Source organism: Kitasatospora sp. NBC_01266 (assembly GCF_036242395.1).
GTDB lineage: Bacteria > Actinomycetota > Actinomycetes > Streptomycetales > Streptomycetaceae > Kitasatospora.
The window spans coordinates 5867691-5890211 of the sequence record NZ_CP108458.1; the positions used below are offsets into that span (position 1 = coordinate 5867691).

Sequence of the window (22521 nt, forward strand, 5' to 3'; positions counted from 1 at the left end):
GTCAGGCACAAGACTAGAACCTGTGCCTCGCCGGGTTGAGTGCCCCGTCGGTTCTGGCTCGACCTGACGGTCACTCGGACGACGGCGGACCGGGAGAGTCCGACCTGCCGCGGCTGTCACCCGCACCGGTGACAGCGTCCACGGATCAAGCGTCCACGGATCAGTCGACCCGGCGGGCCGGACCGAGCAACTGGTACTCGGCCCCGCCCGGTTCGGTGCGTACGTACTGCCGGTGGATCCGGGTGGCCCACAGCGTGTGGTCGTCGCCGAGGGTCGGCAGCGCGGCCACCTCCGGCCCGCCCAGTGACAGTACCCGTCCGATCAGCTCCGCCTCCTGCGGCGAGACCCGCTGCACGCCGACCAGGTCGGCCGCGTTCAGCACCCGGGCCGCGTTGGGGCCGAGGAAGGGGAGCAGGGTCAGGGTGGACTGCCACGGGGTGGCCGAGAGCCGGCTGCGCGGCGGGCGCGGGCCGAGGTCGCGCACCACCAGGACCGGGGCCGAGACCGAGGCGCCCTGCGCGCCGAGCCGTCCGATCGGATGGACCGTCACGCACGGCTGGCCGCCGCCCGCGGCCTGCGCCAGCGGCGCCCAGAGCTGCGGGCGGGCGGTCTCCACCGCCACCCGGGCCCCGGTCGCCGCCGCCCGCAGCGCGATCAGCTGCGCCGTCCAGACACCGCCGACCAGCACCACGTCATAGGTGCTGGGCCGGAACAGGCCCAGCACCGCGGTCTGCCGCTGCGCGTCCTCGCCGATCACCACGCCGTCGTCACCGACCGGCACGCACAGCGCGCCCAGCTCCTCGGGGCCGAGCACGTGCTGCTCGCGGCGCGGGCCGCGCAGGCCGAAGCCGGCCCGGATCCGCTCCAGCGGGCCGACCCGCTCGTCGGCGGGCTGCGGTCGGCTGTGACCGGAGTAGGTCTGGTAGGCCATCAGGCACATCCCCCCAGCGGCAGGGTGGCGAGCAGGCCGGGCGCCTGCTCCTGGTCCAGCCGGGACAGGCCCAGGCCCGCGCCCTGCGCGCGCTGCTCCAGCTGCCGGCCGTGCTGGGCCACGTCGGCCTCGCTGCGCGCGACCACCCGCACGTGCCCGGTGATCGCCACCGAGTCGCCGGTGCCGGGGCGGGCGGTCAGGCTGAACGCGCTGGCCAGGGCCGGGGTGCCGGTGACCAGGTTGACCAGCTCGGCGGCCGGCACGCCGGGGCCGGTCGGGCCGGAACGGCTCAGCTGGGGCCACTTGGCGATCCAGTAGGTGCAGTGGAAGCGGTCGTCGATCCGCCAGAACCGGGCGCTCTCCTGGGTCCTGCGGGTGCCGCTGCCGCCGCTGCCGGTGCCCTGCCGGCCGGCCGTGGCCAGCGGGTTGGCGCAGGTGGCGATGGACAGCGCGGCGATCAGCTCCCGCTCGTCGAGCGCGGTGGCGCTGAAGCCGGCCCCGTTGAGCCGCCCGGCGAGCTGGTCGGTGACCCGCTGCAGTGCCTTGCGGGCACCCTCCTCGCCGCCGCCGCGAGCCAGCACGGCGGTGGCCGCGCGCTCCGGGTCGAGTTTGAGGGCGACCCAGGTCAGCCGCAGGGCCGGGGTGCTGGGCCCGTCCCGCAGCTCCTGGTAGGCCCGGGTGGCCAGCGCGTTGTCGGGCAGGTGGGGGGCGGGGGCGGGCTGGGTGTGCTGGACCAGCTGCACGGACTCCAGTGCGATGTCGTCCACCCGCAGGGCCGAGCAGACCAGCTCCAGCGGCAGTGGCAGCGCGGTGCGGGTCGGGCGCAGCGGCTGGTCCTTGGCCTGCACCAGCAGCACCGAGGTGAGGAAGGTGCCGTCCCCGATCATGCCGGTCTCGCGGCGGACCGGGCGGCCGACGCCCAGGTCGGCCTCGGTGGCGTGGGTGCAGGTGCGCAGCGCCGGTTCCAGCTCCAGCGCGGGCGCCAGGCCGGGGTCGGTGCCCGGCGGCGGCGTGCTGCCGGCCGCCTCGCGGCGCCGGCGACGGGCCGCCGAGCGGATCCGCAGCGCCTCGGGCAGGCTGCGCCCGCGCACCGGCACCAGGGCCAGCACCAGCAGCAGCACGGCGGGTACCGCGAACACCGCGGCGACCACGCGGTTGACCGTCCAGCCGACGGCGACCAGCGCCAGCGCCACCTCGACCAGCACCAGTTGCTGCAGGCGCAGCCGTCCGCCGAGCAGTCCGGGGCGCGGGTGGACCTTCACGGGTACGGCCGCCGGGCCGCCGTCCTGGTCCTGGACTCCCTTGGTCCGCAGGGCAGTTGTGCCGTGCGGGTCCGTTCCGCCGCCCGCTGCCGCCCTGCGTCGCCGTTGCGCCCTCTGGCTTGGCATTCCCCCGGGTGGCCCTCTCTGATTGGCTGTCACGGCCCGGCTGGCCGGGTGCCGAACAGTACCCGTACCGTAATCACCGTCTGCCGCATCGTAGAGGGTCGGCAGGGGCCGGAGGCGAGTGGGCGGCCGGGAGAACGGGGAGGGTCAACCAGCATGGCATCACGCAGGGATGAGCTGAACGCCTACACCTTCGCGCGCAAGCGCATGGTGGGCGCCTTCCTGCAGCCGGTCGGTGGCGGCAGTGACGAGGACGCGCCGCGTCCGATCCGCGCGCTGGTGCCCTCGCTGGTGGTGGCCGCGGTGCTGGTGGCCGGGTTCGGTGCCTGGGGGCTGATCAAGCCGACCGCTCCGCAGGGTTGGGACAGCGGCGACAACATCATCCTCGGCAAGGAGTCGACCACCCGCTACGTCGTGCTGACCAGCGCGGACGGCACCAAGATGCTGCACCCGGTGCTCAACATGGCCTCGGCGAAGCTGGTGCTGCCGGTCAACTCCAAGGTGGTGATCGTCGACGACTCGGCGATCGACAGCTACCAGGCGCACGGCCCGACCATCGGTATCCCGTACGCGCCGGACAAGTTGCCGAGCGCCACCGACGCGGGCACGGCGAAGAAGTGGTCGGTCTGCGACCGGCCGGGTTCCGACGCCGACCACCCCGACCAGGCGGTCTTCGTGGCGGCCGGTGCGGACGCGGCCACCCTGGCCCGGCCGGACCGCAGGCTCGGCGACGGGCAGTCGCTCTGGGTGCAGGGCGTGCGGCAGAACGGCGTGCCGGGCGCCCAGTACCTGGTCGACCCGCAGGGCCGCGCGCACCCGATCGGCACGCCCGGGATGTCCGACAACGACCTGACGGCGCTGCGGATCGCGCTCTTCGGCAACGGCGCCCAGCCCGAGCACGTCAGCGACGAGTGGCTGGCCACCCTCGCCCAGGGCAGCCCGATCGGGTTCCCGCAGGTGCCGGGGATGACCGGCGCGCCGACCCGCTCCGACGTCCAGCTCTCCGACCCGAACCAGCGGTTCGTCGGTCGGCTGGTCACCGCCAGCGGCACCTACTACGTGGTCGGCCAGAGCCAGTTGTACAAGGTGACGCCGTTCCAGGCCGAGCTGCTGCGGCAGGCCCCGATCACCGCCAACGCCTACCAGCAGGGCAACCCCGGCTACTCCGAGATCACCCCGGCCGACAACGCCCGCTACTACAACACCGTGACCCCGCTGGCCGATGACGCCGACTGGCCCACCGCCAAGCCCGGCTCCTCGGTCAACGGCGGCGGCCCCGGCCCGAACCCGCCGCGCCAGGTGGTCTGTTCGACCTTCGAGGGGGTGTCGGGCAGCGGCATCACGCAGAGCGTCTGGGCCGGCCCCGACTACCCCGCCGCCTTCCCGCCCGGTTCGGCCAGCGCCTATGTCAGCCCCGGGCACGGACTGTTCTACCGCGCGATGGACAACACGGCGGACGGTTCCGGCAGCGACTACCTGATCACCGAGACCGGGCTGCGCTACTCGGTGCCGGCCAGCAGCGAGGGCGCCGTGGCCGGCGCCTCGCCGAGCCCGTCCGCCGACCCGTCGGCGAGCCCGGCGCCGCCTCAGCAGCAGGTCAACCAGGCCCAGGACAGGCTGGGTTACCAGAGCACCACGCCGGTGCTGGTGCCCAAGGCCTGGTCGGATCTGGTCCCGGCCGGCCCGGAGCTGAACACCAACGCGGCCACCCAGGTGCAGAACTCCTGATCACCGGTCCCTGATCAGTAGTCAACAGCGCTCTCCGCCAAGGCCCGCACCGCCCGTTCGCACCCCCCTCACGGGCGGGTGACCGGACGGCTCCCGGTGTTGGGAGTGTCGGTGCTCGCGACTACAGTGCTGCCCAGGCATCACACCGTGATGTCATCCGGGTGAGCTGGGTGACCATCCGCCCGGAATTCAGTCTGTCTCATGGGGGACGGTGGAACATGGCTGGTCAGTTCACGACGACCGCTGAGGAGATGCGGGCCTTCTCCGGCAAGATGGTCGACGTCAACGGGCAGATCAAGGGTGAGCTGGCCAAGCTCGACTCGCTGGTCGGTTCGATCGCCGGCGGCTGGCAGGGCGCGGCGGCGACGGCGTACCACGAGCTGCAGGCCCGGTGGAACGAGGACGCGGCCGCGCTGAACCAGGTGCTGGACGAGATCCGCCAGGCGATCGACGCCACCACCGCGAAGTACGCCCAGACCGAAGAGGACCAGCGTTCCTCGATCGGCGGAGTGCACGGCGGCTGAGTGCCGGTCCGCAGCCGCGGGGCAGCGGAGACCGCACGGGGCAGTCTCGGACCGGGGTGCCCCGATCCACCCCTTCCTGACGAGGAGCCACCATGTCCGACGGATCCATCAAGGTCACTTTCGCCACCATCCAGGACGCGGGCTCCGAGGTCCGCGCCACCGCCGGCCGCATCCAGCAGCACCTGGACGACCTCAGGGCCGAGGTGCAGCGCATCGCCGCCTCGTGGACCGGTGTGGCGCAGCAGGGCTACCAGGCCCGCCAGGCCGTCTGGGACCAGAAGGCCGCCGACCTGCACAACACGCTGAACCAGATCGCGGCCGCGCTGGACAACGCGCACGAGAGCTACACCACGACCGAGAGCGCCAACGCCGCGATCTGGCACCACTGATCCACCCCGCCGCCCCGTCCAGGGCACCGGGTGAACCGCGTCGGCGGGGCGGGCGCCGTGGGGCGCCCGCCCCGCCGCAGGTCCGGATAGCACAGGCGAGTCGAGAGGTGCCAGGTGGCGTTGGGGCGAAGGCTGAGCCGGATCGCGTCGGTCGGCGCGGTGCTCGGGGTGCTGGCCGCCACGGCCGCCGGGCCCGCGGTGGCGGATCCGCCCGCCGTGCACCGGTCGCCGCTGAGCATCGCCGCGGCCGGCGACTGCCAGTTCCCGGCCAAGGACGTCGCGGCCACCCCGTGGGCGCTGCAGCGGGTACTGCTCGACCAGTTGTGGCAGAACAGCGGCAGGGGCGCCGGGGTGCTGGTCGCGGTGATCGACACCGGGGTGGACGACCAGAACCCGCAGCTGGCCGGCAAGGTGCAGGACGGCGGCACGCTGCTGCTGGATCCGAACACCGGTCAGCCGGTCGGACCCGCCACCCAGGACACGGTCGGCCACGGCACCAAGGTGGCCGGCATCATCGCCGCCTCGCCGCGCGCCGGAGTCGGCTTCGTCGGCCTGGCGCCGAACGCCCGGATCCTGTCGATCCGGCAGAACGACGACGCCGGCAGCGGCAACGTCCTCACCATGGCCCGCGCGGTCGACGACGCGGTCGCCGACGGCGCGAAGGTGATCAACATTTCGCAGGACGTCCGGGGGACGGATCCCGATGGCGGCTTCACCGACAGCGGCACGCTGAAGAGCTCGATCGACAACGCCGAGGCGCACAACGTGGTGGTGGTCGCGGCCTCCGGCAACGACGGCCTGGAGGGCCCCACCTACCCCGCCGCCTACCCCACCGTGCTCGCGGTGGGCGCCTCCGACCGCAACAACGAGCGCGCCGCGTTCTCCGAGTACGGCGACTTCGTCAAGGTCGCCGCCCCCGGTGTCGACATGCTCTCCACCGTCCCCGGTGGCGGCCAGTGCGTGGACAACGGCACCAGCTTCGCCGCACCGTACGTGGCCGCGGTGGCCGCGCTGCTCTGCGGCGAGCACCCGGGCTGGACGGCCCAGCAGATCCGCACCCGGATCGAGCAGACCGCGCAGCGTACCGGGCGCGGCCCCGACGAGTACCTCGGCTGGGGCGTGGTCGACCCGGTCAAGGCGGTCGACGACACCGACCCGCCGGCCGACACCCCGACCCCGGACCCGGCGGTCAAGCTGGCCGGCGTGCCGATCCTGCCGCAGCCGCTCGGCCTCGGCGAGACCCAGGCCGAGCGCGACCGGCGCACCGCCACCTACGTGCTGGGCGCGACGGCGCTGGCGGTCGCGCTGCTCTTCGGCGGGTCCGTGGTGCTGCGCGACCACCGGCGCCGCGAGCCGGGCTGACGGCCCGCCGAGGAGCACCGGGACCGGCTCGGCCCCCTGTAACATCCCGCGCCGACTGCCGCGTCATCACAGTGACAGGGTGGTGTCGATCGGGGGGTAGCGGTGTTCTGGAGCGGAGCGGCACGGGAGGCCCGGGAGGCCGAGTACCTGGAGTTCGCGACCGCGCGGGCCGGCCACCTCTACCGTTCGGCCTGCCTGCTGACCGGCGGGGACACGTACCTCGCCGAGGACCTGGTGCAGGAGACCCTGGGCCGGATGTACCAGCTGTGGCGGCGCGGCTCCTGGTCCGCGGGGGTGGCCAGGATCGACAACCCGGCGGCCTACGCGCACACGGTGCTGGTCCGGGCCTACCTGACCCACCAGCGCAGGCGCAGCAGCACCGAGCGGCCCACCGGCGAGCTGCCGGACATGGCGGCCCGCGAGGGCGACCCGGAGCTGCGGCTGACCCTGCTGGACGCGCTGGCCCGGCTCTCCCCGCGTGATCGCGCGGTGCTCACCCTGCGGTACTGGGAGGACCGCAGTGTCGAGGAGACCGCCGAGGCGATGCGCGCCAGCTCCGCGGCGGTGCGCACGCAGAGCTCCCGGGCGCTGACCCGGTTGCGCGCGCTGCTCGGCGACGGGCTCGCCGAGCACACCCTGTCCTGAACTCATGGCTGAGACCTCGACCGGAGAGACGGTGATCGGGCATGCCCGCAGCTGAGCCGCACGGCGGACTCCCGCACGACGGACCACCCAACGACACGCTGATCGACGCCCTCGGCCTGGTCGGCGAGGTCTTCCACACCGAGCCAGGACCGCTGGTGGCCGGCGGCCTGTCCCGCGGGCGAAGGCTGCGTCGTCGGCGGGCCACCGCGCTGGCCGGCGGCGCGAGTGCGCTGCTGCTGGTCGGGGCGGCCGGGGTCGGCCTCACGCTGGGCGGACCGGCGCACTCGGCCGCCGTGGTCACCACGACGGCGTCCGACTCGCCGGGCCCCTCGGCGAGCACCGGTGCCACGGCCCCGCCGAGCACCTTGGCCCCGCCGGTCACCGGGGACCGGATGGTGGCGCTGCTGAAGTCGCTGCTGCCGCCGGGCCAGGTCGTCTCGACGAACGGCCGGGGTACGGCCGCCGACAGCAGCGGGATCACGGGCTCACCGCTGGCCGACGTGGTCTACGACGACGGCCACGGCAAGGCGCTGGTCACGGTCGCGGTCAGCCGCCCGTACCCCGGGCAGGCCGTCACCGGCTGCCCGGACAAGACCCTGGTGACCTACGACAGCTGCACCACCGGCCGGCAGCCGGACAACTCGGTGCTGACCCTGCTGCAGGGCTACGAGTACCCGGACAAGCGGCTGCCGACCAAGATGTGGAGCGCCTACCTGGTCCGCCCGGACGGCGGCATGGTCGAGGCCGACGAGTGGAACGCGCCCGCCGACAAGGGCAGCGCGGTCAGCCGGCCCAACCCGCCGCTGACCCTGGCCCAGCTGACCGCGATCGTCACCGATGCCGGCGGCTGGGACCCGGTGCTGGCCGCCATCGCCCCGCAGGGCCCCGCGGGCTCGACCTCGCAGCGGCCCCCCACCATGCAGAGCATGACCAAGGACGAGATGCTCGGCACCCTGCTGGCGCTGCTCCCGAACGGGCTGCAGCCGAGCGGCGGCGACGGGCAGCAGGGCTATGTGCACCTGACCCTGAACGACGGCAAGGGCGCGAGCCTGGTCCAGGTCAACGTGCAGCAGTGGAGCCGGGGCATGGAACTGCCCGGCAGCGTCACCACGCTGCCGGACGGCACCGAGCTGGTGCTGGACCCGCACGCGGACGCCGGTGGCACCGGCGTCCTGGAGTGGAGCGCCGACGTGCTGCGTCCGGACGGCACCCGGGTGGTGGTCTCGGCCACCGACAGCTCCCGGCCGTCCGGCGGCGTCGACCGCACCGCTCCGGCGCTCACCATGGACCAGCTCCAGGCGATCGCGCTGAGCCCGCGGTGGCAGCTGCACCCGGTGCAGGAGTAGGGCTGGCTGTCCTGACCCGTGACGCACGAAGCGGCCCGGACACCCCCCCAGCAGGGTGTCCGGGCCGCTTCGCGGGGGCGTTCGGGTCAGAGCTGCTCGTCCTCCGGCAGGGTGATCACCCAGTGCGACTCCTGCCGCGGGCGCAGGTAGCAGAGCCAGTAGAGCGAGGCCGCCACGGTGATCCCGCCGGTCCAGATCAGCGCCTTGGTGTCCAGCTGGGTCAGCGTGTACACCAGCACGAGCACCAGCAGCGCGGGCAGCACCGGCCACAGCGGCTGGCGCCAGGCGGGGGTGTGCTTGTGGGAGCCGCGGCGGGAGAGCAGGGCGGCGACCGCGACCAGCAGGTAGAGGGCGGCGACCGCGACACCGGTGATGTTGCTCAGCGTCTCGCCGGGGACGAAGCAGAGCGCCGCGCCGGGGACGCCGACGGCCAGCGTGGAGACCCACGGGGCGTTGAACCGGTTCAGGGTGCCGAAGGCCTTGTTGACCGGCGCGGGCCAGGCCTTGTCGCGACCGGAGGCGAAGAGCACCCGGGAGTTCTGGATCACCATCACGATGCCGGCGTTGATGATCGCCAGCGCGATGCAGAGGCTGATGAAGGTGCCCAGCGCCGAGTCGCTCCAGCCGGCCACCATGCCGGAGATGTCGCCGCCGGTCAGGGTGGCCAGGTCCGGGGCGCCCAGGGTGATCGCCACCACCGGGACCATGATGACCACCGCGGACAGGCCCAGCGTCCACAGCACGGTGCGGGCCACGTTGCGGCGCGGGTTCTCCAGCTCCTCGGAGAGGTAGATCGCGGTGCTGAAGCCCTGGGTGACGAAGAGCGCGGTGCCCATCGCGGCCATCATCGCGCCCAGGCCCACCGCGCTGGTCGCACCGTGGCCGTCGGCCACCACGCCGTGGAAGAGGCTGCTCGCCCCGCGCTGGCTGTGCGCGAAGCCCAGGACCGAGACCACGCCCGCCGCGATCACCTCCAGGACCAGGAAGATGCCGGTGATCCAGGCGTTGGCGCGCAGGTCGAGCAGACCGGCGACGGTGGCGGCCAGCATCACCGCGGCGCCCGCCACCGGCCCGCTGACGTGCACGATCGGGGCCAGGTAGGCGGCGGTGCCGACGGCGATCACCGAGGGGACGATCATCACGACGATCAGCGACTGGATGAAGACCAGCCAGCCGGCGAACCGGCCGGCCAGGGTGCCGACCATCGCGTACTCGCCGCCGGCGCTGGGGATCAGGGTGCCGAGCTCGGAGTAGCAGAAGGCGACGGCGACGCAGATGACCGCGCCGATGCCGATGGTCAGCGCGGTCGCCGTGCCGAGCGCGTTGAACAGCAGCGGCACGATGACGAAGAGCGAGGAGGCCGGGGTGACGCAGGAGAGCGTGAGCAGCGTTCCGCCCACGACGCCCAGCGAGCGCTGGAGCTTGCGCGGGGCGTCGGCGGTACTGACCGTCACCGTGGGGGAGGTGGCGGGTGGGCGAAGCGTGTCGGTCATGTGCGGGTCCGATCCGGCTCAGCGCTGTGATGCGCGGTGCTGTGCGGTGCTGGGGTGGGGAGCGGTATCGCCTCCGCGAGGGTCGCCTGGGTCCGGTTCTGGTCGTCGCTCCCGGATCGCCATGGTGCGGGGGCGTAAAGCTTGCGTCAATGGCGGTTGACCTTCGGAATCCGTCGCGATACCGGGGCGCAAGCTTCTGATCTGATGATCACTTTGCGTCGCGGGGATTGATGTCCGACTTGTTAACTTTGGCCAACGGGTCATGAATCAAAGGTGAACTAGCTTCTCCTTGCGTGAATCCAAGGCTGATTCGCCCGATGATGACCGCTGCGCCAGGCGGGCCAGGACGCCTCACCGGCCCCGTCCGCCGCACCCGTCGCGCCACGAGAACCGCAGCCCCGTGGCCAAAAAACCTTCATAACTTTCCAGCAGCTGGACGGGTATGCAGCCGAAAGGGCCGGGCGCGACCACCCGCACCCGGCCCTTTCGTCACACAGGGTGACCGCTAACGCTGCGGCAGCCAGCCCGTCTGGACCATCTGCCCGCCGGTGATCCGCCGCGACACGAAGAGCCCGCGGCCCGGCGGGAGCGGCTGCGGCTTGACCGCGCCGAGCAGCACCCCCTCGTCCCTCTTGCCGGAGAGCAGCACGCCCTGCCCGCCCAGCTCGCGCATCCGCTGCATCACCGGCTCGAAGAGCGAGCGCCCCGCGCCACCCGCGCTGCGCGCGATGATCACCCGCAGGCCGATGTCCCGGGCGAACGGCAGGAACTCGGCCAGCGGCGCCATCGGGTTGCCGGAGGAGGTGGCGACCAGCTCGTAGTCGTCCACGATCACGAACATGTCCTTGCCGCTGTACCAGCTGCGGCCGCGCAGCTGCTCGGCCGTCACGTCCGGACCGGGCAGCCGGCGGGCGCAGGCACCGCGCAGCATGTCCACGATCGTGCTCATCGCGGGCTGCGCCGCGGCGTACTCCACCAGGTACTCCGGCGGCACCGCGCCGAGCAGCGCGCGCCGGTAGTCGCCGACCACGATGCCGGCCTGCTCGGAGGTGTACCGCTCGGTGATCTGCTTGACCAGCATCCGCAGCAGCGCCGACTTCCCGGACTCGCTCTCCCCGAAGACGATGAAGAGCGGGTCGGTCTCGAAGTTGACGAAGACCGGCGCCATCTCGGCCTCGTCCACCCCGAAGGCGACCCCGCGCTCGGGCAGCTCGGAGCCCTTGGGCAGCGAGTGGCCGTCCAGCACCGCCGGCAGCATCCGGACCCGCGGTGCGCGCGGGCCGCTCCAGGCGGCGTCGACCGCCTCCACCAGTCCGGCCACCCCCGTCACCAGGTCGTCCACCGCCGAGGAGCCGTCCAGTCGCGGCAGCCCGGCCAGGAAGTGCAGCTTGGCGCCGGTCAGGCCGCGGCCCGCCGCGCCGACCGGCACGTTCTGCGCCGCCCTGCGGTCGACCTCGGACTCCATCACGTCACCCAGGCGCAGCTCGGTGCGGGTCTGCAGTGCGTCCTTCAGCGCCGGGCGGACCTCGGCGTAGCGGGCGGCGGTCAGGACCACGTGCACGCCGTAGCCCAGACCGCGCGCCACGATGTCGGTGACCACCGGTTCCAGCGCCTCGAAATCCTGCCGCAGGGTCAGCCAGCCGTCGATCACCAGGAAGACGTCGCCGAACTGCTCGTCCGGCAGCTGACCGGCGGCCCGGCGGGTGCGGTAGGTGCTGATCGAGTCGATGCCGGTGGCGCGGAACAGCTCCTCGCGCCGGTGCAGCACCCCGTGCACCTCGCTGACCATCCGGCGCACCTTGTCCACGTCCAGGCGCCCGGCGACCCCGCCGACGTGCGGCAGGTCCTGCAGCGACTGGAAGCCGCCGCCGCCGAAGTCCAGCAGGTAGAACTGCGCCTCCACCGGGGTGTGGGTGAGCGCGAAGCCCGCCACCATGGTGCGGATCACCGTCGACTTGCCGGAGCGCGGGCCGCCGACCACCAGGCCGTGGCCCGCCGCGCCCGAGTAGTCCTGGTAGAGCACGTCGCGGCGCTGGTCGCGCGGCCGGTCCACGATGCCGACCGGCACCACCAGGCGGCCCAGCGCCCCGAACTCCGGCGAGGTCAGGCCGCGTTCGGGGGTCGGCTGGAGCGGCGGCATCAGCTGGTCCATGCTCGGCGCCTCGTCCAGCGGCGGCAGCCAGACCTGGTGGGCCGGCGGGCCCTGGCCGACCATCCGCTGCACGATCACGTCCAGCACGGTGTCCACCAGCGCGTCGTCCAGCAGCTCAGGCTCCGGCTCGAGGTCCTGCGCCACCGGCTCGGTGACCGGTACCTCGGCGGCGGTGAACAGCACCGGCCGCACGGTGGAGATCCGGCCGCGGGCGCGCTGCTGGCCCGGCGCCCGGTAGGGCCCCGAGACGTAGGCCGCCTTGAAGCGGTCCATCACCTCGGTGCCGAACTTCAGATAGCCGACCCCGGGCACCGGCGGCAGGTGGTAGGCGTCCGGGACGCCGATCGCGGCCCGCGACTCGGCGGCCGAGAAGGTGCGCAGACCGATCCGGTAGGAGAGGAAGGTGTCCAGGCCGCGCAGCTTGCCCTCCTCGAGCCGCTGCGAGGCGAGCAGCAGGTGCACCCCCAGGGAGCGGCCGATCCGGCCGATCTGGATGAACATGTCGATGAAGTCGGGCTTGGCGGTGAGCAGTTCGGAGAACTCGTCGATGATCAGGACCAGCGAGGGCAGCGGGTCCAGCGCCGCACCGGCGGCCCGGGCGCGCTCGTACTCGTTGAGGTTGGCGTAGTTGCCGGCCGACCGCAGCAGCTCCTGGCGGCGGTTCAGCTCGCCCTCGATCGCGTCGCGCATGCGGTCGACCAGGGTGAGCTCGCCCTCCAGGTTGGTGATCACCGCGGAGGTGTGCGGCAGGTCCGCCATCCCCGCGAAGGTGGCGCCGCCCTTGAAGTCGGCGAGCACGAAGTTGAGCGTCTCCGAGGAGTGCGTCATCGCCAGGCCCAGCACCAGCGTGCGCAGCAGCTCCGACTTGCCCGAACCGGTCGCGCCGACGCACAGGCCGTGCGGGCCCATGCCCTCCAGCGCCGCCTCCTTGATGTCCAGCTGGACCAGCTCGCCGTTGGCCCCGACCCCGATCGGCACCCGCAGCCGCTCGTGCTGGGCCCGCGGACGCCAGGTGCGCGCGACGTCCACCGAGCCGGCGTCGCCCACGCCCATCAGATCGGTGAAGTCCAGATTGGAGAGCAGCGGCTCGTCGTCGCCGCCGGCCGAGATCCGGTACGGCGCCAGCTGGCGGGCCAGCGCCTCGCACTGCCAGGCGGAGAGCTGGTCGGGCCGGCCCGAGTAGGACGCGCCCGAGGGCGACTCCAGCAGCAGCTCGCGCTGCCCGACGGTGACCACCAGGTGCCCGGTCGGCTCGTCCAGGTCACCCGGGACCACCTCGATCACGGTCACCCCGTGCACGCCGTCGGCCGAGGCCAGCAGCGAGTCCTGGGGTACGGCCGCGCCGTCCAGGACCACCACCAGGTGCGGCTGGTCCGGCTGCGGCACGGCCTCGCGGGTGAACCGCTGACGGCCGGCCAGCTCGTCCGCCAGCAGCAGTTCGAGCTCGCCGAGGCCCGAGGCGATCAGCCGGCGCGAGCCGGCGCCGTCGTGCTGCTTGCCGTGCTGGTTGTGCGGGAGCCACTTGACCCACTCCCACTCCTCCAGCGCGCCGGGCGCCGCGGCCACCGCGACCACCAGGTCGTCGGGGGAGTGCAGGGTGGTCAACTGGGCGACCATCGCCCGGACGTTGCCGTACACCGCGTCCGGGTCGCCGCAGACCGTGATGTGGTAGAAGGCGCGCAACGAGACCGCCAGCGGCAGGTCCTGAAGGGTGCCGTGGGACTGCAGGAAGTTGCGCATCGCGTCCGCCGCCAGCGGCTCCAGCTCCTCCATCGGCGCGGTCCGCGGCGCCACCAGGGGTGTGGCCAGCTGCTGCGCGCCGCGCCCGAGGCGGATCTGCGCGAAGTCCGGGTCGCTCGGGCGGCGCTCCCAGAGCCGGCGCCCCTCGGCCACGATCGACCAGAGCTGGTCCGGCTCGGGGTGCAGGTACAGCTGCGCGCCGCGCTGCCGCTCGGCGGTGCGCCGCACCTGACGGCGCATCTGCTGCAGGTACTTCAGATAGTCGCGCCGCTCGTCGGCCAGGCCCGCGCCGCCGCCCCTGCGGGTCCGGACCACCTGCGCCACGCCCATGCCGGCCGTGGAGCACATCATCAGCAGGCCCATGATCTTCATCACCGGCGCGGTGCCCGGCATGAAGAAGAACGCGGCCGAGCCGCCCATGCCGAGCAGCGGCAGCAGGCTCATCATCCAGTCGTCGCCACCGCCGCGGGGCAACTCGGGCGGGGTGACCAGCTCCACCGGCTCGTCCGGCACCACCGGTGGATACGCCCGGGGCGGACGCTTGACCGTCACGACACTCATCTACTAACGCACCAGCCCTCACGCGACTCGTCAGGCCCCGCAGGAGGCACCCCGGTGACTGCCCTGCCCCCGCCGCGGACCGCGGGCGCACCGCGGCGATCCCGCCCGCCCCCGCCACGCCCCCTGCGCCGGGGCCGATCCTACCGAGACCGGTCACCCGGTGTGCAGGGACGGGAACGCACCGGTCCGACGGCCGGGCGATAGGGTGACGCAGCGCCAACTCCGGTGGACGCGGCGCACGGACGGCGCGACGCGTGCCGGCCGGGACGAGCGATCAAGGGGGAGCGCCGGTGGGCTCGAACGCAGCGACCGGATTCTGCCGGGTCACCGTGGTGGCGCCGGACAGCCGCATCGATGTGGCCCTGCCGGAGGACGTGCCACTCGCGGACGTCTACCCCGAGGTACTGCGACTCTCCGGCCAGACCCAGGCCGAGGGCGCCGCCACCGGCTTCCACCTGGTCCGCCGCGACGGCACCGTGCTGGACAGCGGCCTGCCGCTCAATGCCCAACAGGTGCGCGACGGCGACCTGTTGAGCCTGCGTCCGTTCGCCGAGTCGCTGCCCCCGGCCGTCTACGACGACGTCGCCGACGCGATCGCCAGCGCGGTCGGGGCCGACCGCCGGTTCTGGAGCCCGGACCTGATGCGGGCCTTCGGCCTGATCGGCGCGGCCCTGCTGCTCGTGCTGCTCGGCTTCGCGCTCTGGTTCTCCGACCTGCGCCACGACATGCACGGCCTGCCCGGCATGCTCTGCGGCGTCACCGCCGTGCTGCTGGTCGCCTTCGCCGGCGTGCGGGCCCGGGTCTACCGGGACGACACCGCCGCCCTCACCCTGGGCATCGGCGCCCTGCCGCACGCGCTGATCGCGGGCACCGGCATCCTGGCCGTCGCCCACCCGTACGACGGTCCCGGCCGGCTGCAGTTCCTGGTCGGCTGCGCCACCACGCTGGTGGTCTCGGTGCTGCTGGTGGTGCTGCTGCCGACGAGGGACTCGGTCTTCGTGGCCGCCGCCGTGCTCTCGGCCGGCGGCACGCTGGCCACCTTCGCCGCCGTGCTGCTGCCGGGCACCCCGGCCGACCACATCGCCGCGGTGGCCGGGGTCGCCGCGCTCGCCGCGATCGGCTTCCTGCCGGCGCTCTCGGCCCGCTTCGCCCGCCTGCCGGTCGGCTTCAGCGCCCCCGGCCAGGCCCGCACCCGCGGCAGCCGGGCGATCGAGGAGAGCCGCCGGGCCGAGGCCGTGCCGTACCAGCGGATCGCCCACCAGGCCCGCCGCGGCCACGAGGTGCTGGTCGGCCTGGTCGGCGGCTGCGCCGCGGTGATCGTCGGCGCCTGCACCGTGCTCGGCTTCACCGACCGGATGTTCCCGCAGCTGCTCGCGCTGGCGCTGGGCATCTCGACCATGCTGCGGGCCCGGCTGTTCCGCTACACCGCGCAGGTCTTCAGCCTGACCATCGCCGGCCTGCTGGGTCTGGGCCTGCTGATCCTGGGCCTGTCGCTGCACACCCCGGTCTTCATCATCAGGGCCGGCGGCGACAGCACCGCCGTCGACCTGCGCACCCTGTGGCTGGGCGGCTCGATCGCGGTGGGCGCCGCGCTGCTGATCGCGATCGCCCTGGTGGTGCCGCGGCTCGGCGTCTCGCCGTTCTGGGGCCGGATCCTGGACGTGGTGGACAGCCTGCTGCTGATGGCGCTGGTCCCGCTGGCCCTCGCGGTGCTGGACATCTACTCGCTGGTCCGCGGCGTCACCGGCTGAGGCCGGGTCCGGGGGCCGAGCGGCCGACTGGTACCCTGGGGATTCCGAGTCTCAGAAGATCCTGTGCCGCATACCGGGATCGCTCGGTCACCCCAAGAGGAGTTGCAGTGGCTCTCGCCCCTGACGTCAAGAAGCAGATCATCGCCGAGTACGGCCAGAAGGAGGGCGACACCGGCTCCCCCGAGGTGCAGGTGGCCATGCTCTCCCGCCGTATCTCGGACCTGACCGAGCACCTCAAGTTCCACAAGCACGACCACCACAGCCGTCGTGGCCTGCTGATCCTGGTCGGCCAGCGTCGCCGCCTGCTGCAGTACCTGGCCAAGAAGGACATCGAGCGCTTCCGTACGCTCGTCGACCGCCTGGGCATCCGCCGCGGTGCCGCCGGCGGCGCCCGCTAAGACCGCCGCCCGGGGCGGCTCCCCACCAAGGGGAGCCGCCCCTCGCGCGTACCGGCCCCCGGGAGGGGGAATCCGGAAAGAATTCCGAGCTGCAGAATTTACGGTCGGCCTCCCGAGGCGGCCGAGATTCGCACCGTAGGGTTGTGGGCATGCCGGGTGGTGGCGCGAGTTCGCGCTCCACGAGAGCAGCACAACCCCCTGCGGGCCGCAGGCTTCAAACGGAAGCCGCCCGCATCCAGGAGAGCGTCCAGACGCCCGCCGCCGAAAGGCCAGGCCGCCGAGAGGCGCCGGTCCTCGGTAGTGGCCGCCGGGAGTCCCGCGCACGACGCGGGAAGAGCCCGGGGGCTTCGATCGAAGACCGGCCCGGCAGGTCAGGGCCACACCGGCAGGCAAGCGCGGGGGCGCTCTCCGGGAGACGTACGAAAGAGGAGATCTTCCAGGTGGAAGAGAACGTGTTCTACGCCGAGGCCGTGATCGACAACGGTTCCTTCGGCACCCGTACCATCCGCTTCGAGACCGGCCGCCTGGCCCGTCAGGCCGCCGGCTCCGCCGTGGCCTACCTGGACGACGACACCATGGTGCTGTCGGCCACCAGCGCCTCCAAGCAGCCGAAGGAGCACTTCGACTTCTTCCCGCTGACGGTGGACGTCGAGGAGCGGATGTACGCCGCGGGCCGGATCCCCGGCTCGTTCTTCCGTCGTGAGGGCCGCCCCTCCGAGGACGCCATCCTGACCTGCCGCCTGATCGACCGCCCGCTGCGCCCGTCCTTCGTCAAGGGCCTGCGCAACGAGGTCCAGGTCGTCGTCACGGTGATGGCGCTCAACCCCGACCACCTGTACGACGTGGTCGCGATCAACGCCGCCTCCGCCTCCACCCAGCTGGCCGGCCTGCCGTTCTCCGGCCCGATCGGCGGCGTCCGCGTCGCGCTGATCAAGGGTCAGTGGGTGGCCTTCCCGACCCACTCCGAGCTCGAGGACGCCGTCTTCGACATGGTCGTGGCCGGCCGGGTGCTGGCCGACGGCGACGTCGCGATCATGATGGTCGAGGCCGAGGCCACCGACAAGACCATCAAGCTGGTCGCGGGCGGCGCCGAGGCGCCCTCCGAGGAGATCGTGGCCGGCGGTCTGGACGCCGCCAAGCCGTTCATCAAGGTGCTCTGCGAGGCCCAGGCCCGCCTGGCCGCCCAGGCCGCCAAGCCCACCGGCGAGTTCCCGGTCTTCCTGGAGTACCAGGACGACGTGCTGGCCGCGCTGACCACCGCCGTCAAGGACGAGCTGGCCAAGGCGCTCACCATCGCCGGCAAGCAGGAGCGCCAGAACGAGCTGGACCGGGTCAAGGCGGTCGCCGCCGAGAAGCTGCTCCCGGAGTTCGAGGGCCGCGAGAAGGAGATCAGCGCCGCCTACAACGCGCTGACCAAGAAGATCGTGCGCGAGCGCGTCATCAAGGACAAGGTCCGGATCGACGGCCGCGGTGTCACCGACATCCGCACCCTGGCCGCCGAGGTCGAGGCGATCCCGCGGGTGCACGGCTCGGCCCTGTTCGAGCGTGGCGAGACCCAGATCCTGGGCGTCACCACCCTCAACATGCTCCGCATGGAGCAGCAGCTCGACACGCTCTCCCCGGAGACGCGTCGCCGCTACATGCACAACTACAACTTCCCGCCGTACTCGGTCGGCGAGACCGGCCGCGTGGGCTCGCCCAAGCGCCGCGAGATCGGCCACGGCGCGCTGGCCGAGCGGGCGCTGATCCCGGTCCTGCCGACCCGCGAGGAGTTCCCCTACGCGATCCGCCAGGTCTCCGAGGCGCTGGGCTCCAACGGCTCCACCTCGATGGGCTCGGTCTGCGCCTCCACCATGTCGCTGCTGAACGCCGGTGTGCCGCTGAAGGCCGCCGTCGCCGGTATCGCCATGGGCCTGATCTCGCAGGAGATCGACGGTGAGACCCACTACGTCGCGCTGACCGACATCCTGGGTGCCGAGGACGCGTACGGCGACATGGACTTCAAGGTCGCCGGTACCCGCAACTTCATCACCGCCCTGCAGCTGGACACCAAGCTCAACGGCATCCCGGCCTCGGTGCTGGCCGCCGCGCTGAAGCAGGCCAAGGACGCGCGTCTGCACATCCTGGACGTGATGAACGAGGCGATCGACGCGCCCGACGAGATGTCGCCGAACGCGCCGCGCATCATCACCATCAAGATCCCGGTGGACAAGATCGGTGAGGTCATCGGCCCGAAGGGCAAGATGATCAACCAGATCCAGGAGGACACCGGCGCGGACATCACCATCGAGGACGACGGCACCATCTACATCGGTGCGGTCGACGGTCCCTCGGCGGAGGCTGCCCGCACGACGATCAACCAGATCGCCAACCCGACCATGCCGGAGGTCGGCGAGCGCTACCTGGGCACCGTGGTGAAGACCACGACGTTCGGCGCGTTCGTTTCGCTGATGCCGGGCAAGGACGGCCTGCTGCACATCTCGCAGATCCGCAAGCTGGCCGGTGGCAAGCGCGTGGAGAACGTCGAGGACGTGCTGGCCGTCGGCGCCAAGGTGCAGGTCGAGATCGCCGAGATCGACCCGCGCGGCAAGCTCTCGCTGATCCCGGTCGTCGAGGGCGAGGAGGGCGGCGAGACCGCCGCCGCCGAGTGATCACCACTCACTAGCTGGACCCGCGGCCCGTACGCCCTCGCGGCGTACGGGCCGCACCCTGTTGTCTCCTGAGTGAAAGAAGGACGGCCCGTGGCTCAGGCTTCGGCGGCCAAGCAGCGCCCCGGCACCACCCGCACCCTGCTCAAGGGCGTGGACGGCGCCGGAACCGTGCGTCGCACCGTGCTCCCCGGCGGCCTGCGGGTCGTCACCGAGACCCTGCCGACGGTCCGCTCGGCGACCTTCGGGATCTGGGTCGGCGTCGGCTCCCGGGACGAGACGCCGGTGCTGAACGGCGCCACCCACTACCTGGAGCACCTGCTCTTCAAGGGCACCGAGCGGCGCAGCGCGCTGGAGATCTCGGCCGCGCTGGACGCGGTCGGCGGTGAGATGAACGCCTTCACCGCCAAGGAGAACACCTGCTACTACGCGCGGGTGCTGGACACCGACCTGCCGCTGGCCATCGACGTGGTCTGCGACATGCTCACCGGCTCGCTGATCCGCCCCGAGGACGTGGAGGCCGAACGCGGCGTCATCCTCGAGGAGATGGCGATGGCCGAGGACGACCCGGGCGACGTGGTGCACGACCTGTTCGCCAAGGCGATCTACGGCGACGCCCCGCTCGGCCGTCCGATCCTCGGCACCCAGGAGACCGTCAAGGGGCTGACCCGCGACCAGATCGCCGGCTTCTTCAGGCGCCGCTACAAGCCCGAGCACCTGGTGATCGCGGCGGCCGGGAACCTGGACCACAAGGCCGTGGTCAGGCAGGTCGAGCAGGCCTTCGCCGGCCTGCTCGCCAAGTCCGAGGCGGTCCCCGCCGAGGCCCGCCGCGGCCTGCGCGCGGTGCGCACCGCCGGCCGCCTGGAGGTGCTGAACCGCCCCACCGAGCAGGCCCACCTGGTGCTCGGCGTCCCCGGGCTGCCCCGGCACGACGAGCGGCGCTGGGCGCTCGGGGTGCTCAACGCCGCGCTCGGCGGCGGGATGAGCTCGCGGCTCTTCCAGGAGGTGCGGGAGAAGCGCGGCCTGGCCTACTCGGTCTACTCGTACTCCTCCTCCTACGCCGACAGCGGCCTCTTCGGCATCTACGCCGGCTGCCAGCCCAAGCGGGTGGAAGAGGTGCTGCGGATCTGCCGTGAGGAGCTGGAGAAGGTGATCGCCGAGGGCATCACCGAGGAGGAGCTGAGCCGCGCGATCGGCCAGATCTCCGGCTCCACCGTGCTCGGCATGGAGGACACCGGCTCGCTGATGAACCGGATCGGCAAGGCCGAACTCGCCTACGGCCACCACCTCTCGGTGGATGACATGCTGGCGAAGATCGCGAGCGTCACGCTGGAGGACGTCCAGGCGGTGGCCCGCGACGTGCTCGGCGCGCACCGGCCTTCGCTGGCCCTGATCGGGCCGATCACCGACAAGCGGGCGGCCAAGCTCGCGGACCTTATCTGACGACTGCCGCAGCTGGGCTGAAGGGACACCCCATGACTCTCCGAGTGGCCGTCATCGGCGCCACCGGCCGGATCGGCTCCGAGGCCGTCAAGGCCGTCGAAGCCGCCGAGGACCTGGAACTGGTCGCCACCCTCGGCCGGGACTCCGACCTGAAGACCCTGGTCGACTCCGGCACCCAGGTCGCCGTCGAGCTGACCCACCCCGACGCGGTGATGCGCAACCTTGACTTCTGCCTGCACAACGGCATCCACGTGGTCACCGGCACCACCGGCTGGGACGAGGCCAGGCTCGCCGAGGTCGACCACTGGCTGGCCCCCAAGCCGGAGCTCGGCCTGCTGATCGCGCCGAACTTCTCCATCGGCGCGGTGCTCACCATGCGGTTCGCCCAGCAGGCGGCCAGGTACTTCGAGTCGGTCGAGGTGGTCGAGCTGCACCACGACCGCAAGGCCGACGCCCCCTCCGGCACCGCCGCCCGCACCGCCCAGCTGATCGCCGCCGCCCGCGACGCGGCCGGCCGGCCCCGCCAGTCGGACCCCACCACGCACGGCCTGCCGGGCGCGCGCGGCGCCGACGTCGACGGGGTGCCGGTGCACTCGGTGCGGATGCGCGGCCTGCTGGCGCACCAGGAGGTGCTCTTCGGCGACACCGGCGAGACCCTGACGATCCGTCATGACTCGCTGCACCACAGCTGCTTCATGCCGGGCATCCTGCTCGGGGTGCGCCGCGTGGTGGACACGCCGGGGCTGACCTTCGGCCTCGAACACTTCCTCGACCTGTGAGCCGGGTGAGTGCCAGATGACCTCCCGCACCGGCTTCTTCCTCCTCGCCGCAACCCTCTTCTTCGTCGCCCTGGTCTGCATGGGCGAGGGAGTCCAGCTGATCGCCACCGGCAAGCCGTTCGGCATCGGCATCGGGATCTGCGCTTTCATCATCCCGGGCATCGGGGTCTGGTTCCTGCGCCAGACCATCCGCTTCGGCCGCACCACCGAGGCGATGTCCCGCGAGCTGGCGGCCGAGGGCGGGCTGCCGGTGGACGAGCTGCGCCGCACCTCGGGCGGCCGGATCGACCGCGCCTCGGCCGACGAGGTGTTCGCCCGGCGCAAGGCCGAGGCGGAGGCCGCCCCGCAGGACTGGCGGGTCTGGTTCCGGCTGGCCGTCGCCTACGCGGACGCCGGTGACACCCCCAGGGCCCGTACGACCATGCACCATGCGATCAAGTTGAGGAGCAACCCGTGACCGACGAAGCAGCGGCCACCCCCACCTTCCGCAGCGATGTCACTGTGGAGCTGGTCCGCAGCGCCGCCGCCGACTCCGATGTGGTCTGGGCCGCCCGGGTCTCGACCGCCGGCGAGCAGTCGCTGGAGGCGGTCCGGCAGGACCCGGAGAAGTCCAAGGGCCTGATCAACTTCCTGATGCGCGACCGGCACGGCACGCCCTTCGAGCACAACTCGATGACCTTCTTCATCAGCGCGCCGATCTTCGTCTTCCGCGAGTTCCACCGCCACCGCAGCGGCTGGTCCTACAACGAGGAGAGCGGTCGCTACCGCGAGCTGCAGCCGGTCTTCTACGTGCCGGGCCAGGAGCGCAAGCTGGTCCAGCAGGGCCGCCCCGGCAAGTACGAGTTCGTCGAGGGCACGCCCGAGCAGCACAAGCTCACGTCCGAGGCGATGCGATGGTCCTACCAGCAGTCGTACACGGCATACCAGGAGATGCTTGCCGAAGGCGTCGCCCGCGAGGTGGCCCGCGCGGTGCTGCCGGTGGGCCTGTTCTCCTCCATGTACGCGACCTGCAACGCGCGTTCGCTGATGCACTTCCTCTCGCTGCGGACCAAGGACGAGCGGGCCACGGTGCCCAGCTTCCCGCAGCGGGAGATCGAGATGGTGGCCGAGCTGATGGAGGCCCAGTGGGCGCAGCTGATGCCGCTCACCCATGCGGCCTTCAACGCCCACGGCCGGGTCGCGCCCTGACCTGGCGCGATAGGCATATGGACGCATTGGCCCGGCATGTCTGGATTGCGACCGATTC

At 72.4% G+C, this 22521-nt stretch carries 17 protein-coding genes; 13 read left to right on the forward strand and 4 right to left on the reverse strand.

Features of this window, described 5'->3' with window-relative positions; translation table 11 throughout:
• Positions 1-160 precede the first annotated feature (160 nt).
• Together OG403_RS25565 and eccE are read right to left on the reverse strand one after the other, a co-directional pair.
• A complete protein-coding gene (locus OG403_RS25565) occupies positions 161-931 on the reverse strand; it encodes a hypothetical protein (protein WP_329568223.1) in 771 nt (256 codons plus the stop codon).
• Positions 931-2193, reverse strand: a complete 1263-nt coding sequence (gene eccE / locus OG403_RS25570; RefSeq protein WP_329568225.1) for a type VII secretion protein EccE — start codon at positions 2191-2193, stop codon at positions 931-933. The genes OG403_RS25565 and eccE overlap by 1 nt, the downstream gene beginning before the upstream one ends.
• A 279-nt stretch (positions 2194-2472) precedes the next feature.
• Here eccE and eccB point away from each other — a divergent pair, with 279 nt between their 5' ends.
• The 6 genes from eccB to OG403_RS25600 all read left to right on the forward strand — a co-directional run bounded on the left by eccB (position 2473) and on the right by OG403_RS25600 (position 8310).
• Positions 2473-4044, forward strand: coding sequence for a type VII secretion protein EccB (gene eccB, locus OG403_RS25575; RefSeq protein WP_329568227.1), 1572 nt, complete (start codon positions 2473-2475; stop codon positions 4042-4044).
• Positions 4045-4262: 218 nt separating this feature from the next.
• Positions 4263-4568, forward strand: coding sequence for a WXG100 family type VII secretion target (locus OG403_RS25580; protein WP_329568229.1), 306 nt, complete (start codon positions 4263-4265; stop codon positions 4566-4568).
• A gap of 92 nt (positions 4569-4660) precedes the next feature.
• On the forward strand, positions 4661-4957 hold the full coding sequence (locus tag OG403_RS25585) for a WXG100 family type VII secretion target (RefSeq protein ID WP_329568231.1): 297 nt from the start codon (positions 4661-4663) through the stop codon (positions 4955-4957).
• Positions 4958-5077: 120 nt separating this feature from the next.
• Complete coding sequence (gene mycP / locus OG403_RS25590) at positions 5078-6319, forward strand: type VII secretion-associated serine protease mycosin (RefSeq protein ID WP_329568233.1); 1242 nt, start codon at positions 5078-5080, stop codon at positions 6317-6319.
• Positions 6320-6421: 102 nt separating this feature from the next.
• Positions 6422-6964, forward strand: coding sequence for a SigE family RNA polymerase sigma factor (locus OG403_RS25595; RefSeq protein ID WP_329568234.1), 543 nt, complete (start codon positions 6422-6424; stop codon positions 6962-6964).
• A 41-nt stretch (positions 6965-7005) separates the two neighbouring features.
• Positions 7006-8310, forward strand: a complete 1305-nt coding sequence (locus tag OG403_RS25600) for a hypothetical protein (protein ID WP_329568236.1) — start codon at positions 7006-7008, stop codon at positions 8308-8310.
• An 86-nt stretch (positions 8311-8396) separates the two neighbouring features.
• On the opposite strand, the gene OG403_RS25605 is transcribed toward OG403_RS25600, so the two are convergent.
• Positions 8397-9803: an APC family permease gene (locus tag OG403_RS25605; RefSeq protein WP_329568238.1), complete on the reverse strand. Its 1407-nt coding sequence runs from the start codon at positions 9801-9803 to the stop codon at positions 8397-8399.
• Positions 9804-10308: 505 nt separating this feature from the next.
• On the reverse strand, positions 10309-14256 hold the full coding sequence (eccCa, locus tag OG403_RS25610; protein WP_329568240.1) for a type VII secretion protein EccCa: 3948 nt from the start codon (positions 14254-14256) through the stop codon (positions 10309-10311).
• Positions 14257-14546: 290 nt separating this feature from the next.
• On the opposite strand from eccCa, the gene eccD reads away from it, so the two are divergent.
• The 7 genes from eccD to thyX all read left to right on the forward strand — a co-directional run bounded on the left by eccD (position 14547) and on the right by thyX (position 22463).
• A complete protein-coding gene (gene eccD, locus OG403_RS25615; protein ID WP_329568242.1) occupies positions 14547-16007 on the forward strand; it encodes a type VII secretion integral membrane protein EccD in 1461 nt (486 codons plus the stop codon).
• 107 nt (positions 16008-16114) lie between these two features.
• A complete protein-coding gene (rpsO, locus tag OG403_RS25620; protein WP_329568245.1) occupies positions 16115-16405 on the forward strand; it encodes a 30S ribosomal protein S15 in 291 nt (96 codons plus the stop codon).
• A gap of 440 nt (positions 16406-16845) precedes the next feature.
• Positions 16846-19056, forward strand: a complete 2211-nt coding sequence (locus OG403_RS25625; protein ID WP_329568247.1) for a polyribonucleotide nucleotidyltransferase — start codon at positions 16846-16848, stop codon at positions 19054-19056.
• A 90-nt stretch (positions 19057-19146) separates the two neighbouring features.
• Positions 19147-20496 carry a M16 family metallopeptidase gene (locus OG403_RS25630; RefSeq protein WP_329568249.1) on the forward strand — a complete coding sequence of 450 codons (1350 nt, stop codon included), beginning with the start codon at positions 19147-19149 and terminating at the stop codon, positions 20494-20496.
• Positions 20497-20528: 32 nt separating this feature from the next.
• The gene (gene dapB / locus OG403_RS25635; RefSeq protein WP_329568251.1) at positions 20529-21275 is read left to right on the forward strand and encodes a 4-hydroxy-tetrahydrodipicolinate reductase; all 747 of its coding nucleotides are present in this window, start codon (positions 20529-20531) and stop codon (positions 21273-21275) included.
• Between the two features lie 16 nt (positions 21276-21291).
• On the forward strand, positions 21292-21732 hold the full coding sequence (locus OG403_RS25640; RefSeq protein ID WP_329568253.1) for a hypothetical protein: 441 nt from the start codon (positions 21292-21294) through the stop codon (positions 21730-21732).
• The gene (gene thyX, locus OG403_RS25645; RefSeq protein ID WP_329568255.1) at positions 21729-22463 is read left to right on the forward strand and encodes an FAD-dependent thymidylate synthase; all 735 of its coding nucleotides are present in this window, start codon (positions 21729-21731) and stop codon (positions 22461-22463) included. The genes OG403_RS25640 and thyX overlap by 4 nt, the downstream gene beginning before the upstream one ends.
• The last annotated feature ends 58 nt before the right edge of the window (positions 22464-22521 follow it).

Excerpts from the sequence above, each read along its gene's own strand:
- eccCa (WP_329568240.1), bottom strand. The coding sequence starts at position 14,256 with ATGAGTGTCGTGACGGTCAAGCGTCCGCCCCGGGCGTATCCACCGGTG.
- OG403_RS25580 (WP_329568229.1), top strand. The coding sequence starts at position 4,263 with ATGGCTGGTCAGTTCACGACGACCGCTGAGGAGATGCGGGCCTTCTCC.
- OG403_RS25600 (WP_329568236.1), top strand. The coding sequence starts at position 7,006 with ATGCCCGCAGCTGAGCCGCACGGCGGACTCCCGCACGACGGACCACCC.
- OG403_RS25605 (WP_329568238.1), bottom strand. The coding sequence starts at position 9,803 with ATGACCGACACGCTTCGCCCACCCGCCACCTCCCCCACGGTGACGGTC.
- dapB (WP_329568251.1), top strand. The coding sequence starts at position 20,529 with ATGACTCTCCGAGTGGCCGTCATCGGCGCCACCGGCCGGATCGGCTCC.
- OG403_RS25640 (WP_329568253.1), top strand. The coding sequence starts at position 21,292 with ATGACCTCCCGCACCGGCTTCTTCCTCCTCGCCGCAACCCTCTTCTTC.
- OG403_RS25585 (WP_329568231.1), top strand. The coding sequence starts at position 4,661 with ATGTCCGACGGATCCATCAAGGTCACTTTCGCCACCATCCAGGACGCG.
- eccB (WP_329568227.1), top strand. The coding sequence starts at position 2,473 with ATGGCATCACGCAGGGATGAGCTGAACGCCTACACCTTCGCGCGCAAG.
- OG403_RS25565 (WP_329568223.1), bottom strand. The coding sequence starts at position 931 with ATGGCCTACCAGACCTACTCCGGTCACAGCCGACCGCAGCCCGCCGAC.